17 protein-coding genes are annotated in these 15,669 nt (G+C 71.1%); 12 read left to right on the forward strand and 5 right to left on the reverse strand.

The genetic code is table 11. The features are described from left to right. Window positions 1-10 precede the first annotated feature (10 nt). The 3 genes from AB0P25_RS04960 to gap all read left to right on the forward strand — a co-directional run bounded on the left by AB0P25_RS04960 (window position 11) and on the right by gap (window position 2,527). Window positions 11-442, forward strand: a complete 432-nt coding sequence (locus tag AB0P25_RS04960) for a MarR family transcriptional regulator (protein WP_363805743.1) — start codon at window positions 11-13, stop codon at window positions 440-442. Beyond that, window positions 439-1,389, forward strand: a complete 951-nt coding sequence (locus AB0P25_RS04965) for a helix-turn-helix domain-containing protein (RefSeq protein WP_363805744.1) — start codon at window positions 439-441, stop codon at window positions 1,387-1,389. The genes AB0P25_RS04960 and AB0P25_RS04965 overlap by 4 nt, the downstream gene beginning before the upstream one ends. Before the next feature lie 136 nt (window positions 1,390-1,525). Continuing rightward, window positions 1,526-2,527, forward strand: a complete 1,002-nt coding sequence (gene gap, locus AB0P25_RS04970; protein ID WP_363805746.1) for a type I glyceraldehyde-3-phosphate dehydrogenase — start codon at window positions 1,526-1,528, stop codon at window positions 2,525-2,527. A gap of 4 nt (window positions 2,528-2,531) precedes the next feature. Here the strand turns inward: gap and AB0P25_RS04975 are convergent, their stop codons facing one another. After that, the gene (locus AB0P25_RS04975) at window positions 2,532-3,506 is read right to left on the reverse strand and encodes a diacylglycerol kinase family protein (RefSeq protein WP_363805747.1); all 975 of its coding nucleotides are present in this window, start codon (window positions 3,504-3,506) and stop codon (window positions 2,532-2,534) included. Window positions 3,507-3,567: 61 nt separating this feature from the next. Further along, a complete protein-coding gene (locus AB0P25_RS04980) occupies window positions 3,568-4,893 on the reverse strand; it encodes a serine/threonine-protein kinase (protein ID WP_363805748.1) in 1,326 nt (441 codons plus the stop codon). A 97-nt stretch (window positions 4,894-4,990) separates the two neighbouring features. On the opposite strand from AB0P25_RS04980, the gene AB0P25_RS04985 reads away from it, so the two are divergent. The 3 genes from AB0P25_RS04985 (at window position 4,991) to AB0P25_RS04995 (ending at window position 5,984) form a co-directional block, all read left to right on the forward strand. Next, the gene (locus tag AB0P25_RS04985) at window positions 4,991-5,482 is read left to right on the forward strand and encodes a MarR family transcriptional regulator (RefSeq protein ID WP_363805749.1); all 492 of its coding nucleotides are present in this window, start codon (window positions 4,991-4,993) and stop codon (window positions 5,480-5,482) included. 69 nt (window positions 5,483-5,551) lie between these two features. Further along, complete coding sequence (locus AB0P25_RS04990) at window positions 5,552-5,716, forward strand: hypothetical protein (RefSeq protein ID WP_167552371.1); 165 nt, start codon at window positions 5,552-5,554, stop codon at window positions 5,714-5,716. 13 nt (window positions 5,717-5,729) lie between these two features. Further along, on the forward strand, window positions 5,730-5,984 hold the full coding sequence (locus AB0P25_RS04995) for a DUF6458 family protein (RefSeq protein ID WP_363805751.1): 255 nt from the start codon (window positions 5,730-5,732) through the stop codon (window positions 5,982-5,984). A gap of 82 nt (window positions 5,985-6,066) precedes the next feature. Here the strand turns inward: AB0P25_RS04995 and AB0P25_RS05000 are convergent, their stop codons facing one another. After that, a complete protein-coding gene (locus AB0P25_RS05000) occupies window positions 6,067-7,455 on the reverse strand; it encodes an aminotransferase class V-fold PLP-dependent enzyme (RefSeq protein ID WP_363805752.1) in 1,389 nt (462 codons plus the stop codon). A gap of 139 nt (window positions 7,456-7,594) precedes the next feature. Here AB0P25_RS05000 and AB0P25_RS05005 point away from each other — a divergent pair, with 139 nt between their 5' ends. Further along, window positions 7,595-8,470: an aminoglycoside phosphotransferase family protein gene (locus tag AB0P25_RS05005; protein ID WP_363805754.1), complete on the forward strand. Its 876-nt coding sequence runs from the start codon at window positions 7,595-7,597 to the stop codon at window positions 8,468-8,470. A 7-nt stretch (window positions 8,471-8,477) separates the two neighbouring features. Here AB0P25_RS05005 and AB0P25_RS05010 read toward each other — a convergent pair whose 3' ends face one another. Then, window positions 8,478-8,810: an ATP-dependent DNA ligase gene (locus tag AB0P25_RS05010; RefSeq protein WP_363805755.1), complete on the reverse strand. Its 333-nt coding sequence runs from the start codon at window positions 8,808-8,810 to the stop codon at window positions 8,478-8,480. 133 nt (window positions 8,811-8,943) lie between these two features. After that, entirely contained in the window at window positions 8,944-10,317 is a 1,374-nt protein-coding gene (locus AB0P25_RS05015) for an NAD-dependent succinate-semialdehyde dehydrogenase (RefSeq protein ID WP_363805756.1), read from the reverse strand. A gap of 212 nt (window positions 10,318-10,529) precedes the next feature. On the opposite strand from AB0P25_RS05015, the gene AB0P25_RS05020 reads away from it, so the two are divergent. Genes AB0P25_RS05020 through AB0P25_RS05040 form a run of 5 tightly spaced genes read left to right on the forward strand, consistent with a single transcriptional unit; the run spans window position 10,530 to window position 15,626 of the window. Next, complete coding sequence (locus AB0P25_RS05020; protein WP_363805757.1) at window positions 10,530-10,985, forward strand: hypothetical protein; 456 nt, start codon at window positions 10,530-10,532, stop codon at window positions 10,983-10,985. Continuing rightward, a complete protein-coding gene (locus AB0P25_RS05025) occupies window positions 10,982-11,629 on the forward strand; it encodes a gluconate 2-dehydrogenase subunit 3 family protein (RefSeq protein WP_363805758.1) in 648 nt (215 codons plus the stop codon). Before AB0P25_RS05020 ends, AB0P25_RS05025 begins: the two co-directional genes overlap by 4 nt. Continuing rightward, window positions 11,626-13,260, forward strand: coding sequence for a GMC family oxidoreductase (locus tag AB0P25_RS05030; protein WP_363805759.1), 1,635 nt, complete (start codon window positions 11,626-11,628; stop codon window positions 13,258-13,260). Before AB0P25_RS05025 ends, AB0P25_RS05030 begins: the two co-directional genes overlap by 4 nt. A gap of 4 nt (window positions 13,261-13,264) precedes the next feature. Continuing rightward, window positions 13,265-15,085, forward strand: coding sequence for a thiamine pyrophosphate-requiring protein (locus AB0P25_RS05035; protein WP_363805761.1), 1,821 nt, complete (start codon window positions 13,265-13,267; stop codon window positions 15,083-15,085). A gap of 58 nt (window positions 15,086-15,143) precedes the next feature. Next, entirely contained in the window at window positions 15,144-15,626 is a 483-nt protein-coding gene (locus tag AB0P25_RS05040; protein WP_363805762.1) for a MarR family transcriptional regulator, read from the forward strand. Window positions 15,627-15,669: the final 43 nt, after the last annotated feature.

Below are 15,669 nucleotides of genomic sequence, written 5' to 3' on the forward strand. Positions count from 1 at the left end.
CGATGGGCGTATGGACAAGCACGAGGTGGAGGCGGAGGAGCACCGCCCCGAGAACTGGCCGCTGGGCCGGCTGCTCGGCGCCGCCTCCCGCACCGTCGAGCGTGCCTGGGCGGAGGCGCTGGAGGAGCGCGGCCTGACCCACGCCGGCCTGGTCGTGCTACACCTGCTGGAGCTGGGCTTCGACTCGCAATCCGATCTCGCCCGGCTGGCGCGCGTCGAGCCGCAGACGATGTCCCGCACGGTGGACCGCCTGGAGCGCGAGGGCCTGCTGGTGCGCCGACCCGACCCGGTCGACCGGCGCCGTCACGTCCTCGCCGTCACCGACGCCGGGCGCGCCGCCTTCGCCGGAGTGCGCGGACTGGAGGACGAGGTGTTCCCCGAGGTCGACGACCCGTCGGCGTTGCGCGCCGCCCTGCTGCAGATCGTCTCCGCCCGCCCATGAGCGACAGCGGCGTGCACCGCGTCGCCGTGCTGGTGCTGGAGGGCGCGAAGCCGCTCGATGTCGGCATCCCCGCCCAGGTGTTCTCCCACCGGCCGAGCATGCCGTACGAGGTGCGCGTCTGCGGTGCGGCGCCCGGCCTGGTGACAGGAGGCGACGGGCTCTCGTATCACGTGGCCGACGGGCTGGAGGCGCTGGAGCAGGCCGACTCGGTGTTCGTGCCCGGCTACCGCAACCCTGCCACCACCGACCCGCCCGCCGCGGTCGTCGGAGCGCTCCTCGCCGCCCACGAGCGCGGCGCAAGACTCGCCGCGATCTCGACAGGGGCGTTCGCGCTCGCGGCGACCGGACTCCTCGACGGCAAGCGCGCGACCACCCACTGGCACTACACGCGCGCCCTCGCGGAGCGGCATCCCCTGATCCGGGTCGACGAGAACGTGCTGTTCGTCGACGAGGGCGACATCCTCACCTCTGCCGGCGCCGCCTCCGGCATCGACCTCTGCCTGCACCTGGTGCGCCGCGACCACGGGGTCGGGCTGTCGAACCGCGTGGCCCGGCGGCTCGTCGCCGCGCCGTACCGCAGCGGCGGGCAGGCGCAGTACGTGCCCCGCAGCGTCCCCGAACCGCTCGGCGACCTCTTCGCCGGGACGCGGGAGTGGGCGCTCGCGCACCTCGCCGAGCCGCTGACCCTCGACGCGCTCGCCCGCAACGCGAAGGTGTCGGCCCGCACCTTCTCCCGCCGCTTCGTCGAGGACACCGGCTACACCCCGATGCAGTGGGTGCTGCGCGCCCGCGTCGACCTGGCCCGCGAGCTGCTGGAGCGCACCGACCTGGGCGTCGAGCAGATCGCGGCGCGCGTGGGCCTCGGGACGGGGGCGAACCTGCGGCTGCACTTCCAGCGCATCCTGGGCACCTCGCCGACGGAGTACCGGCACACGTTCTCCGCCTGACGGGCCTGGCACGATCCTTTCGCTGCATGGCAGAAAGCCTGGCGGGATGCTTGCGCAGCGTGTCGTCCACGCCACTGTCGTCCCCTCGACGCCGCGCGCAGCATGGATGAGGTCACACGAAAGGACATCACACGCCATGACCCGCATCGCCATCAACGGATTCGGCCGCATCGGCCGCAACACGCTCCGCGCACTGCTGGAGCGCGACTCCGACCTCGAGGTCGTCGCCGTCAACGACCTGACGGCACCCGCCACCCTCGCCCACCTGCTCGCGTACGACAGCTCGCTCGGCCGCCTCGGCCGCACCGTCGAGGTCGACGGCGACACGCTGGTCGTGGACGGCCGACGCATCCGCGTCCTCGCCGAGCGCGAGCCTGCCGACCTGCCCTGGGCCGAGCTGGGAGTGGAGGTGGTGCTCGAGTCCACCGGACGCTTCACCTCCGCCGACGCCGCCCGCGGGCACCTGACCGCCGGCGCCAAGCGCGTCCTCGTCAGCGCCCCCGCCGATGGTGCGGACGTCACGCTCGCCTACGGCGTCAACACGGACGCCTTCGACGCGGAGAACCACCTCATCGTCTCCAACGCCTCCTGCACCACGAACGCGCTGGCTCCGCTGGCGAAGGTGCTGGACGACCTCGCGGGCATCGAGCACGGCTTCATGACGACCGTGCACGCCTACACGCAGGAGCAGAACCTCCAGGACGGCCCCCACCGCGACCTCCGCCGCGCCCGCGCCGCCGCCGTCAACATCGTGCCGACGACGACCGGCGCCGCGAAGGCGATCGGGCTGGTCCTGCCCCAGTTGGACGGCAAGCTGTCGGGCGACTCCATCCGCGTTCCGGTGCCGGTCGGCTCCATCGTGGAGCTCAACACGACGGTGTCGCGCGACGTCACCCGCGACGAGGTGCTGGCCGCCTACCGCGAGGCCGCCGATGGCGCGCTCCGCGGCATCCTGGAGTACGCCGACGCCCCGCTCGTCTCGAGCGACATCACCGGACAGCCTGCGTCGTCCATCTTCGACGCCGCGCTCACCCGTGTGGACGGCCGCCACATCAAGGTCGTCGCCTGGTACGACAACGAGTGGGGCTTCTCCAACCGCGTCGTCGACACGCTGGAGCTGCTGGCGGAGGCCGTCTGAGGCCTCAGGCCTCTTTCGGGACTTTGACGATGAGGCTGGACGGGTCGACCCAGGTGCGCAGCGCGGACGCGCGGCCGAACAGGTCGCCGTCCAGCTCCACCTCCTCGGCCCGGCTCAGCCGCATCACGAACTCCTTGCCCTTCAGGTAGTTCATCGCCCGCACCTCCCGGTCGGCGCCCATCAGGCGTCGGCCGACGGAGGTGCGGCGCAGCACGCCGTTCTCCCAGAAGATCTTGACCACGATCTGCACCCAGCCGATGAACCCCTCGGGCCGGAGCACGACGATGTCGAACTGCCCGTCGTCGACAGCGGCCTCGGGCAGCAGGAGGATGTTGGCGGGCAGCGACCCGCAGTTTCCGATCAGGACGGTGTGGGCGCGCATCGAGTGCTGGCCGTGGTCGTCCAGCCGGTAGCGGACGCGGAGCTGGTTCTTGTCCCGCAGCACCGTGCCGATCGCCTTCACGTAGGCGAGCCAGCCGTGCTTGGCCTTCAGGTCCTCGTCGGTCGCGGCGATCATCTGGGCGTCGATCCCGACACCGGCCATCACCAGGTAGGCGTGCCGCCGGGTGCTCCCGGTGCCGTCGCGCAGCTCGATCACGCCCATGTCGATCGACCGGTCGCCGCCGGCGAAAGCGGAGTCGAGCGCGTTCTCGATGTCGTCCAGCGTGAGATTCAGGTTGCGGGCCAGCAGGTTGCCGGTGCCGGAGGGCAGCAGTGCGAGCGGCGTGCCGGTGCCGCGCAGCTCCTCGGCCACCGTGCGGACCGTGCCGTCGCCGCCCGCGGCGATGACGACGTCGACGCCCTTCTCGAGCGCTTCCTTCGTCTGCCCGCTGCCGGGGTCGTCCTCGGTGGTCTCGAGCCATATCGTCTCGTTCCACCCCCAGCGCTTCTCGGCGGCGGACAGCGCCTCGCGCAACGCGGGCTCATCCACCTTCACCGGGTTCACGACGATCGCTGCGGTCCTCGGTTGCTCGGGCATACCGGGGACAGTACCGGGGAAGCGGCGGGTGCGGAAGCGGGAGGGGTGCGGGCGCCCCGCGTCACTTGCCTTTGCCCGGCCCGCCGTTGTTCTTCCCCGGGCCCTTGTTGGGGTTGTCGGCGCCGGGTCCGGGCTTGGCAGGGGCGGGCGCGGGGGCCGGGTTGGACTGTGCGGGCTGCTGCTGCGCGGGCTGCTGTGCGGGCTGCTGCGCGGGCTGCTGCGGCTCCGGCGTCGTGGTGGTGACGGCGGGCGCGACGGTCGTCGGCGGCGCCTCCATGCTCGGGGTCGGCCGCGGCGTCGTCGGGACCGACTGGGGCTCCTCCGACGCCGGCGCGACCATGCTTCCGAGGGTGAGTGTCGCGGCGACCACCAGGATGGAGCCGGCGACCGCGCCGGTCGCGACGATCCCGCGACGGCGTCGCGTCGTCTTCGTGTCGCGCGCCGCGCGGCGGGTGGGGAGGATGCGCGTGGGATCCGTCGCCTCCGCCGCAACGGGCCCGGCCGCCACCGCAGGACCGGTCATCGCCTGCGTCGCGACGTCCTCCGGGGCCTCGGGCACCCATCCCGCCAGCTGCGGCGCGAGCTCCCGCGCCATCACGGCGACCTCCAGCGCGGTCGGCCGCAGCGCGGGGTCGCGCGCGGTCATCGCGGCGAGAAGACCCCGCCAGTCCTCGGGCAGCGACGCCGGGATGCGCGGGTCGCGCGCCGCCCGCGCGGCTACCGCCTCCACCGGGGTCCCGGGATACTCGCGCACGCCGGTCAGCGTCTCCAGCGTCAAGAGCCCCAGGGAGTAGATGTCGGCCGAAGGCCCCGGCTCGCCGCCGAAGACCTGCTCCGGGCTGAGGTAGCCGGCGGTGCCGATGACGGTGCCGATCGTGGTGATCCGCTCCGAGCCGATGAGGTGCGCGATGCCGAAGTCGGCGAGCTTCACGACCGGGCGGCCGCCCGGAACGCTCGAGTCGGCGAGCAGGATGTTCCCCGGCTTGAGGTCGCGATGCACCATCCCCGCTTCGTGCACGACGACGAGAGCTTCCGCGATGCCGGCCGTCACCTCCACCGCTTCGTCGGGCGGCAGCGGCCCGCGCTCCAGGCGGCTGCGCAGGTCCTCGCCGTCGACCAGCTCCATGACGAGGAAGCTCGGGGTCGCATCCCCGTCGGCGGCGAGGTGCGCGTCGTGCAGGGCGACCAGGTGCGGGTGGCTCAGCCGGGCGAGCATCGTGGCCTCGGTGTGCCGCCGCGCGTCCTCGACCGCCGTCCCGGGGGCGAACAGCTTGACCGCGACCTCGCGGTCGAGCCGCAGGTCGGTCGCCCGGTACACGGTCGCCATCCCGCCACGACCCAGTCGGTCGTGCAGTTCGTACCGCTCCAGGAGCACTCTGTCGTCCACCGCGCGAGCATACGCGCGGATGGGCAGTCCGTGAATCCGCCGACAGTCGGGTCCACCCAGGTTGCATCCCGGACGGGATCGGGCATGACTGGGAGAGGTGAAGCACGAACCGGAAGCGACTCCGCCCGACACGGGTGTTCTGGAGGCGCTGCAGGTCTACCGTGCAGCCGAGGCCGCGATGCGCCGTCGCACCGGCGCGGCCATGGGCATCGGCGAGAACGACCTGCTGGCGCTCCGTCTCATCCTGGACAACACCGCCCTCGGGAGACCGACCTTCGCGAAGGACATCAGCGCGTACCTCGGCGTCTCCAGCGCCTCGACCACGCTGCTCATCGACCGGCTGGCGAAGAGCGGCTTCGTCGAACGGCGCCCCAGCCGCATCGACAAACGCTCGGTGGAGCTGGTGCCCACGCGAGCGGCGCTCGGCGAGACGGGCCCGCTGCTGGCCGCGGCGCAGGAGCAGATCGCCGCCGCCACCGCCGAACTCAGCCCCGACGAGGCCGAAACCGTGACCCGCTTCCTGACGAAGATGCGCGAAACCGTCGATCGCATCGCCTCGGAACGGTCGGCTAGGCCGAAACGCACCTGAAGTCAAGGGGATTGCTAGGCAATTGAAGCAGTTGTTGGCTGGAGTGCGTCAAGGAAAGGACACTTCTCCATGAACATCCTGCTCATCATCATCGCGATCATCGCGATCATCCTGCTGCTCACCGGTGGCTTCGTTCAGTCCCTGAACTTCCTCCTGTGGGTGGGAATCATCCTGCTCGTGCTCGCCGTGATCGTCTGGCTGGTGCGACTGCTCACCGGAAGCCGACGGGTCTAGGCAGGAGGCAGCCATGAGCCTCGGCGCAGGAATCTTCCTCGTCGTGGTGGGCGCGATCCTCGCGTTCGCCCTGAACCTCCAGGTCGGCTGGATCGACCTGCACCTGGTGGGCTACATCCTGATGGTGGCCGGCGTCATCGGCATCATCATCGGGATCGTGCTGCTCACCCGGCGTCGCACCTCCGTCGCCACCACCCGCACGGCCGTCGATCCTGCGACGGGCGAGCGCGTGACGCGCCGGACGGGCGAGTCGGACGACATCGTCTGACGCCTCTTCCCTCTCGGATACGACGAAGCCCCCGTGCTATGCGGCACGGGGGCTTCGTCGTCTCGCGGTCGAGGGCGCTGCGTCACTCCATGGTGTCGAGGATGCCGACCAGGTCGTCGAAGGTCGTCAGCGGGTTGAGCACCGCGAAGCGCGTGTTCGGACGGCCGGCGTGCGAGCTCGGGGTCACGAACGCGCGCTGGTCCTCCAGGAGCCGCGCGGACCAGACCGCGTAGTCCTCCTTGGTCCAGCCCTCGCGCTCGAAGACCACGACCGACAGCTGCGGGTGGCGCACGAGCCGGAAGCCGTCGCGCCGCTCGATCTCCTCGGCGATCTGCCCGGCCAGGCGGATGGAGGCGGTCACCGCATCGCGGTACGCCGCGGCGCCGTGCGAGGCGAGCGAGAACCAGAACGGAAGGCCGCGCGCGCGCCGGGTGAGGTGCGCCGCGTAGTCCGACGGGCTCCACTCGGTGTTCTCGGTCAGCGTGTCCAGGTACTCGGCGTGCTGTGTGTGCGCGCGGCGGCCCGCCTCGGGGTCGCGGTAGATCAGAGCGCAGGCGTCGAACGGCGCGAACAGCCACTTGTGCGGGTCCACGATGACCGAGTCGGCGTGCTCGACGCCGGCGAAGCGGTGCCGGGCGAGCGGGGACAGCATCCCCGCTAGGCCGTAGGCGCCGTCGACGTGCAGCCAGAACGAGAACTCCGACTTCAGGGCCGCGACCGACGCGATGTCGTCGACGATGCCGAAGTTGGTGGACCCGCCGGTCGCGACGACCGCGAACACCGCGTCTCCGTACTCCTCGAGCGCCGGCCGGACGGCGTCGCCGGTGAGGACGCCCGACTCGCCGGGCGAGACCGCCACGACGTCCACATCCATCACCCGGGCGGCCGAGGACACCGAGGAGTGGGCCTCCGAGCTGCAGACGATCACCCAGCGGCCGGCCGGGTTGCCGCGCTCGGTGCGGGCTGCGTCGCGGGCGGCGACCAGCGCGGACAGGTTGCCCAGCGTCCCACCCTGCACGAACACGCCGCCGGCGGTCGACGGGAGCCCGAACTCGGCGGCCAGCCAGGACAGCACCTGGTTCTCGGCGTACACGGCACCGGATCCCTCCAGCCACGACCCGCCGTACACGGCGCTGGCCGAGACGACGAGGTCGAAGGCGGTGGCGGCCTTGGTCGGCGCGGTGGGGATGAAGGAGAGGTATCGGGGGTGGTCGGTCGTGATGCAGGCCGGCGCGAGGACGTGCTCGAAGAGGGCGAGGGCGCGTTCGGCGCCGATGCCGGTCTCCGACACGGTCTGGCCGGCCAGTCGGCGCAGCTCGAACTCGGGCAGCGGCTTGTCGAGCGGGGTGACCTCGCTCAGGATGCGGCGGCGCGAGTAATCGAGCACGAGGTCGACGAGCTCCCGGGTCTCCGGGGTGACGGCGTGCATCCGCTCATGGAGCTGGGCGGCGGGCTTCTGGGTCTGGGTCATGCTTCCTCCGACCGCAATGCTTTCACACGGATCGAGCATGCGTTTGGCGCTGCACGCACGAATCTTGCGTCGTATGCCCACCCGCGCCGATAATGCGCGCGAAGTCCTGTCGGGACGCGCGTTCTGCTACGTTCGAGCGGTGAGCGACACACCCGCCGCGGACATCCGCACCGACGCCGCCCTGGTCGAGAGGCTGGTCGCCGAGCAGCATCCGGATCTCATCGCGCCGCTGCGGCTCGTCTCCGACGGGTGGGACAACCAGCTCTACCGCCTCGGCGACCGGCTCGCGGTCCGCGTGCCGCGCCGGGAGGTCGCGGCGCACCTGATCGAGCACGAGCAGGAGCAGCTTCCGGGCATCGCGGCGCGCGTGTCGGTGCCGGTCCCCGTCCCGGTGCGGGTGGGCGTCCCGTCGGAGACCTTCCCGTGGCCGTGGAGCGTCGTCGAATGGTTCGACGGGACCGACGGCGCGTCGGTGGACGCGGAGGCGCGCGCCGGGTTGGCTGCGCCGCTCGCGCGCTTCGTCGGCGAGCTCGCGGTGCCCGCACCGGACGCTCCGCGCAATCCGGTGCGCGGCGTCCCGCTCGCATCCCGGCACGACGCGGTCCGGCTGCGCCTGCGGTCCCTCGCCGGCCGGATGGAGGTGGCCCACCTGGAGCAGGCCTGGCGCGAGGCGCTGGACGCGCCCGCCTGGGACGGTCCGCCCATCCTGCTGCACGGGGACCTCCATCCCGGCAACCTGCTGCTCGCCGACGACGGGGGACTCGAAGCCGTGGTCGACTTCGGGGACGTCACCTCCGGCGATCCCGCGACCGACCTGGCGACCGCGTGGCTCACCTTCGACGCCGAGGCGCGAGAGGCCTTCCGGCAGGCACTGCCGGTGGCGCCGGATGCCGCCACCTGGCTGCGCGCCCGCGGCTGGGCGGTGGCGATGTCGTCCGCCCTGGCCACCGCGTCCGACGACAACCCGCGGATGGCGGCGCTTGCCCGGCACGCCCTCCAGCAGTTCGCGGAGTGAGCCCCGGCTACAGCCCGTGCTCGCGCGTGCTGCCGACGACCTGCTGACCGTCCTCGTCGACGGCGATCAGGCCGCTCGAGCTGGCGGCGGCCGCCGCAAGGCGCTCCATCCAGTCGCGGTCGAGCGCCGGCGGCCGGGACCCGCTGTACCGGAAGCGGAGCGGGATGGACGGGTCGATCCAGATCGTGGTGCGCCCGTCTCCGTTGTCGGGCGACTCGCGCCAGCTCAGCGCGAAGGACTCCTTGCGTCTCAGCTTTGACACGATAACGACCTCGAGGTGGGCCAGCACCCGATCGTCGAACGAGATCTGCGTGCTGCTGTCGTAGACCATGAAACCCATCGGGACCTCCACGCACACCGTACCGCGGCGGGTTCGAAACGGAGGAGTCCGGAACCGACACACCGCCGAACGTGCGAAAACGGAGGAGTCCGCGCCCCAGTCGGGCCGCGGACTCCTCCGTTTCAGAGCGTGGTTACCAGTCGTTCCCCACGCGGATCAGCTTCTTGTTGACGAACTCGTCGGCGCCGAAGCGGCCGAGCTCACGGCCGGAGCCGGAGCGCTTCACGCCGCCGAACGGCAGCTCCGCGCCGTCGGCCAGCACGACGTTCACGAAGACCATGCCGGCCTCGATGCGGTCGGCAACGCGGGACGCCTGGTCCTTGTCGGTCGTGTAGAGGTACGAGCCGAGGCCGAACGGGGTGTCGTTCGCGATGCGGACCGCGTCATCCTCGTCCTTCGCGCGGAACACCTGGGCGACCGGGCCGAAGAACTCCTCCTTCGACGCCGGGTTCTCCGGGGTCACGTCCGTCAGAACGGTGGTCTCGAAGAACGCGCCGTTGCGGCCGCCGCCGCGCACCAGCGTGGCGCCGTTCTCGACCGCGCGCTTGACCTGCTCGTCCAGGTTCTTCGCCGCCTTCAGAGACGAGAGCGGGCCGAGCGCGGAGTCCTCGCTCGTCGGGTCGGACGCCTCCACCTCCGCCAGCTTCTCGGTGAATTTCGACAGGAACGAGTCGTACAGGCCGTCGATCACGACGAACCGCTTGGCGGCGTTGCAGGACTGGCCCGAGTTGTCGAGGCGCGCGTCCACGGCGTTCTGCACGGCCGCGTCCAGGTCGTCCGTGGAGAGCAGGATGAACGGGTCAGAGCCGCCGAGTTCGAGCACGACCTTCTTCAGGTTGCGGCCCGCGATCTCGGCGACCTTCGCACCGGCGCGCTCGGAGCCCGTCAGCGAGACGCCCTGGACCCGCGGGTCGGCGATCACGGTCTCGATCTGCGGGTGGCTCGCGTAGATGTTGACGTAGGCGCCCTCGGGGAAGCCCGCGTCGAGGAAGATCTGCTGGATGGCCGCGGCCGACTCCGGGCACTGCTCCGCGTGCTTCAGCAGGATGGTGTTGCCGATCACCAGGTTCGGTCCGGCGAAGCGGGCCACCTGGTAGTAGGGGAAGTTCCAGGGCATGATGCCCAGCAGCACGCCGAGCGCCGAGCGGCGGACGACCGCGGAGCCGTCGCCGTCGAGCAACTGGATCGGCTCGTCCTTCAGGAACTCGTCCGCGTGGTCCGCGTAGTACTCGTAGATCGCACCGGCGAAGTCGACCTCGGCGAGCGCCTGCTCGACCGGCTTGCCCATCTCGAGGACGATGATGTCCGCCAGCTGCTGCCGGCGCTCCACGTGCAGCTCGCCGACGCGGCGGATGAGCGCGGCGCGCTCCTGCCCAGTGGTTGAGCGCGACCAGGTGCGGAAGACGCTGTCGGCGGCGGCGATCGCGGCCTGCAGGTCCTCGTCGCTGATGGTGTCGAAGGTCTTGACCGTCTCGCCGGTGGCGGGGTTGGTCACGGCGTAGCTCATGTCGCTCCTCTTCTTCGCTGAACGGGTCTGGCCCAGTGTCGAGAATACGGGGTCCACAGGGGTTGCGGATCGCCACCTCGTCCACGAGCAGCGCAGAGCGCCGACACGGCGTACACCCACCTTCACGGGTGTCGGCCTACGAGCCCGCTCAGAAACGATTGCCTTCCCGCAAGCGGCGCGTTCAATGGGCGGCACATGAAGGAGGCGAAGCAATGACGCGCACCCGAGCGCGCACCGCGGTCCACGGGATCGACCGGATGGTGCGCAACGTCGAGACCGGCCGCTTCGAACGGTCGCTCTCGGCGCTGACCGCGGCGGGGTCGCTGGTCACCGCCGCCGAGATCTACTTCGAGCACGACAAGGCGAGCTTCGGCAACCCGTGGATGTGGGCGCCGGTCGTCCTCGGCCCGGTCGGAGCCATCGCCGGAGTCGCGGGGGTGTTCAGCACGCGCGCCGCCAAGACCCTCCTGCCCGTCGCCGCCGCCACGATCGTCGCGAACGGCCTGCAGGGGACCTACCTGCACGCTCGCGGCATCGGCCAGAAACCGGGAGGCTGGCGCAACCTCCGCTACAACATCGAGATGGGACCGCCCCTGCTGGCGCCGCTCCTGGTGACGATGGTCGGCGGGATGGGACTGCTCGCCGCGATCCTGAGGCGGGAGAGGTGAGCACGCCTCCCGTCCAGCGCGGGACGTCCGCGCCCGTCCGCTTCCCCGGGTTCCGGGTGCTCGACCAGGCGGACCGCTGGGACGACGCCACCCGCTCGGTCGTCCTCGCCCGGGTCGGCCGCCCGGCTGACATCCGCTTCTTCGACCTGGCCGAGCAGGCGGCGGCCACCGCGCTGTTCGACGAGCTGCTCGACCAGGAGGGTGACGGCCGTGTCCCGATCACCGCACTGGTGGACGCACGGCTGGCCGAGAGCCAGACCGACGGCTGGCACTACGACAGCATGCCGACGGACGCCGATGCGTGGCGTCTCACCCTCGCCGCGCTGGATGACGATGCCCGGGAGGCCAACGGCTGCACCTTCGCCGAATGCGACCGTGGCGCGCGCCGCGCCCTGCTGGAGACGATCCGCACCGGCGACGGCGACTGGCGCGGCTTCCACCGCGGTCAGGTCTGGAGTCTGTGGACGCGCTACGCGTGCACCGCCTTCTACAGCCACCCGGACGCCTGGGACGAGATCGGCTTCGACGGTCCGGCGTATCCGCGCGGCTACAAGAACCTCGGTGTCGACAAGCGCGAGCCCTTCGAGGTCGCCGACGCGCATCCCGCCGAGCTGCCCGCGACCCGAGTCGGGGGAGGATCGTGAGCGCCCGGGCGGTGCGGGACCGCAACGCCTCGGCCTGGCTGCTGACCACCGACGGGTCCCGAACGCGCCCCGACCTCCTCGGCGGCATGCGGCGCTTCGCCGACACGGACGAGGTGGACATCGCCATCGTCGGCTGCGGGGCGGGCGGCTCCGTGCTGCTGCAGCGCCTCGCCCGCGCGGGCTGGAGCGCGGTCGCCTTCGACGCCGGCCCGTTCTGGGACCCGGAGCGCGACTGGGTCAGCGACGAGGCCGGCTCCCACCACCTGTACTGGACGGAGCCGCGGCAGATCGGCGGCGGCGACCCGGTGCCGCTCGGGTCGAACAACTCCGGACGCGGCGTGGGCGGCTCGATGGTCCACTACGCCGGGTACACGCCGCGGTTCCACCCGAGCGACTTCCGCACGCTGTCCGTGGACGGTGTGGGAGCGGACTGGCCGATCACCTACGACGACCTCGCGGACTACTACTCCGACATCGAGAACGAGCTGCCGGTCGCCGGCGAGGACTGGCCCTGGGGCGACCCGCACTCCTACCCGCATCACGCCCATCCCGTCTCCGGCAACGGCGAGACGTTCCTCCGCGGCGCGGAGGCCGCCGGGGTCACCGCGAAGGTCGGCCCGGTCGCCATCACGAACGGACGCTTCGGCCACCGCCCGCACTGCATCTACCGCGGCTTCTGCCTGCAGGGCTGCAAGGTGAACGCGAAGGCGTCCCCGCTCATCACGCACCTTCCGGATGCGCTGCAGAACGGCGCCGAGATCCGCGCCGACAGCATGGTCGCCTCCATCGGGTTCGACGAGCGCACCGGGCGCGCGACGGGCGTGCACTACGTCCGGGACGGGGTGCAGCGCTTCCAGCGAGCCCGGATGGTCGCCATCGCCGGGTACTCGATCGAGACCCCGCGCCTGCTGCTCAACTCGCGGTCCGCGCGCTTCCCCGACGGGATGTGCAACGACTTCGACCAGGTCGGTCGCTACCTGATGGTGCAGGGAGCGCCGCAGACCGCCGGACGGTTCCCCGATGAGATCCGGATGTGGAAGGCGCCACCGCCGGAGGTCAGCACGGAGCAGTTCTACGAGACCGACCCGACGAAGCCGTACAAGCGCGGCTACTCCATCCAGACGGTGTCGCCGCTGCCGATCACCTGGGCCGAGCACGTGATGGCGCAGGGTCATTGGGGCGCCGACCTGCGCCGCTACATGTCGGACTACGTGCACTGGGCGTGCCTCGGCGCGCTGTGCGAGTTCCTGCCGCAGCCGGACAACCGCGTCACTCTCGCCGACGAGACCGACCGCTACGGTCTCCCCGTCGCGCACTTCTCGTACACCCAGTGCGACAACGACCGCGCGCTCGCGAAGGCAGCTCAGGCGACCATGGAGCGCATCCTGGAGGCCGCCGGGGCGCAGGAGACCATGACGGTCCAGCGCTACGCGCACCTCGTCGGCGGCGCACGCATGGCCGGCAACGAGAGGGAAGGGGTTGTGGATGCGGATTGCCGGACGTTCGCTGTCCCCAACCTGCTCATCACCGACGGGAGCGTGCTGCCGACCCAGGGCAGCGCCAACCCCGCCCTCACCATCATGACCGTCGCGGCACGCGCGGCGGACCGGCTGCTGGACGCAAGGAGATAACGACATGGCGACAACGGTCAGCGAGTTCGTGATCGGACGGCTCCGGGAGTGGGGCGTGCGACGCGTCTTCGGCTACCCCGGTGACGGGATCGGCGAGTTCGACGGGATGCTCGGCAAAGCGGAGCGCGCGGGCGAGGGCCTGGAGTACATCCGCCCCACCCACGAGGAGATCTGTGCCTTCATGGCGACGGCCCACGCGAAATTCACCGGCGAGGTCGGCGTGTGCATCGCCACCTCCTCCCCCGGCGGCTTCCACCTGATGAACGGCCTCTATGACGCCAAGATGGACAACCAGCCGGTCGTCGCGATCGTCGGCCAGCAGGGACTGAACTCGTTCGGGACCTTCAACCAGCAGGAGAGCAACCTCGAGCAGGCCTTCTCCGACGTCGCAGCGTACGTGCAGACCATCGTGTCGCCCGAGCAGGCGCAGGCGGTGGTCGACACCGCTTTCCGCACCGCGATCACCCGGAAGCAGCCGTGCGTCATCATCCTGCCGCACGACGTGCAGGGGCTGAAGATGGCCGAGCCCGGGGCGGAGATGTGGGTCTCCCGCTCGAGCGCCGTGGCGCCGTCGACCGCGATCGCGCCTCCGCTCGAGCAGCTGCAGGCCGCCGCCGACATCATCAACGCGGGCGAGCGGGTCACCTTCCTGGTCGGCGCGGGCGCTGTGGGCGCGACGGACGAGGTGCTGCAGGCGGCGCGGCTGTCCGGCGCCGGCGTCATCACCTCGCTACGCGGCAAGCAGGTGGTGCCCGGGGACATCCCGTTCCACACCCAGCAGGTCGGTCTGCTCGGTTCGCGGCCCAGCTACGACCAGATGCGGGAGTGCGACACCCTGGTGCTGCTCGGCACGAACTACCCGTACGGCCAGTTCCTGCCGGAGACGGGACAAGCGCGGGGCGTCCAGATCGACGTCCGACCGGAGCAGCTGGGCCTGCGCTATCCCACCGAGGTCAGCATCTGGGCGGACGTGAAGACGGCCCTCGCGGGCCTCCTCCCGCTGCTGCGCCAGAAGCAGGATCTGTCCTGGCAGGAGAAGGTCGCCGGGAAGATGCGCGACTGGGACGACGAGCTCGCCGCACAGGCGGACAAGCACTACGACGACGGCGTCAACCCGCGGAAGGTCTACGCCGAGCTGAACAAGCGCCTCCCCGCCGGCGCGATCGTCACCTGCGACGCCGGAACCACCGCCGACTGGTACGGCCACTACATCCGACTGCGCGAGGGCATGCGCGGCGACCTCTCCGGCCGGCTCGCCTCAATGCTCGCGTCCATGCCGTACGCCGAGGCGGCCAAGTTCGCCTTCCCCGACCGGACCGTGGTCTGCACCATCGGCGACGGCGCGTTCCAGATGCTCGGGATGAACGAGCTCATCACCCTCAAGAAGTACCTGTCGAGGTGGGACGACCCGACGTTCGTCGTGCTGGTCCTGCACAACGACGACCTCACCCAGGTCTCGTGGGAGATGCGGACCGAGGACGGCAACCCCGTCTGGCCGACCTCGCAGGACGTCGAGTCGGTCGACTACGCGGGCTGGGCGCGCTTGCTGGGCTTCCAAGGCATCGCGGTCCATTCGGACGACGAGATCGAGGCCGCCTGGGACACCGCCCTGGCGCACCGCGGCGTGACCGTGATCGACGCGTACACGGGCAAGAATATCCCGCCGCTGCCACCGCACATCACGTACGAGTTCGCGAAGAACACCGGTCTCGCCCTGCTGAAGGGCGACCCGAACGGCGTCGGCGCGATCAAGGATTCGGCGACGGCGCTGATCACCGAGGGCGTGGAGCGGGTGAAGGACGCGCTTCACCGTGATCGCGACTGAGGACGATAATTCGCGCAAGCGTTGCACGTTCGCAACGCATCCACGGTAGAAAGGACGGGTGACCGACGAGGACCCGCTCGAGGCCGCCCTCCGCGCGGCGGACTTCCTGATGCACGTCGCCGCGCGCTCGGTGATGGAGGTCGACCACATCGTCACCTCGCCGCAGCTGCGCGTGCTCGTCTTCATCGCGACGCGCGGCCCGCAGAACCCGGGCGACGTGGCGACCGAGCTGGGCGTCCATCCCTCCAACGCCACCCGCACGAGCGAGAAGCTGGTCCGCGCCGGCCTCATCGAACGCCAGGAGGACCCGACCGACCGCCGCTACGTGAAACTCACCCTGACGAAGGAGGGCGAGCGCCTGGTTGAACGGGTCATCGCCCACCGCCGCAACGCAGTCGCCGAGGTGCTGGCCGCGATGCCGGCGGACGAGCGGGAGGCGGCGGCGCGCGGCTTCGCCGCGTTCGCGACGGCGGCGGGGGTGCAGCCGTTCGAGGACGGGCGGTTCACGTTGGTGCTGCCAGCGGGGCGCGCGCACGCGTAGATGTGTGCGCAGGTATCAGCGGCCGAGCGATATTCGTCGTGCG

Source organism: Leifsonia sp. NPDC077715 (assembly GCF_040686855.1).
In the GTDB taxonomy this organism is placed as follows: Bacteria; Actinomycetota; Actinomycetes; order Actinomycetales; family Microbacteriaceae; genus Leifsonia.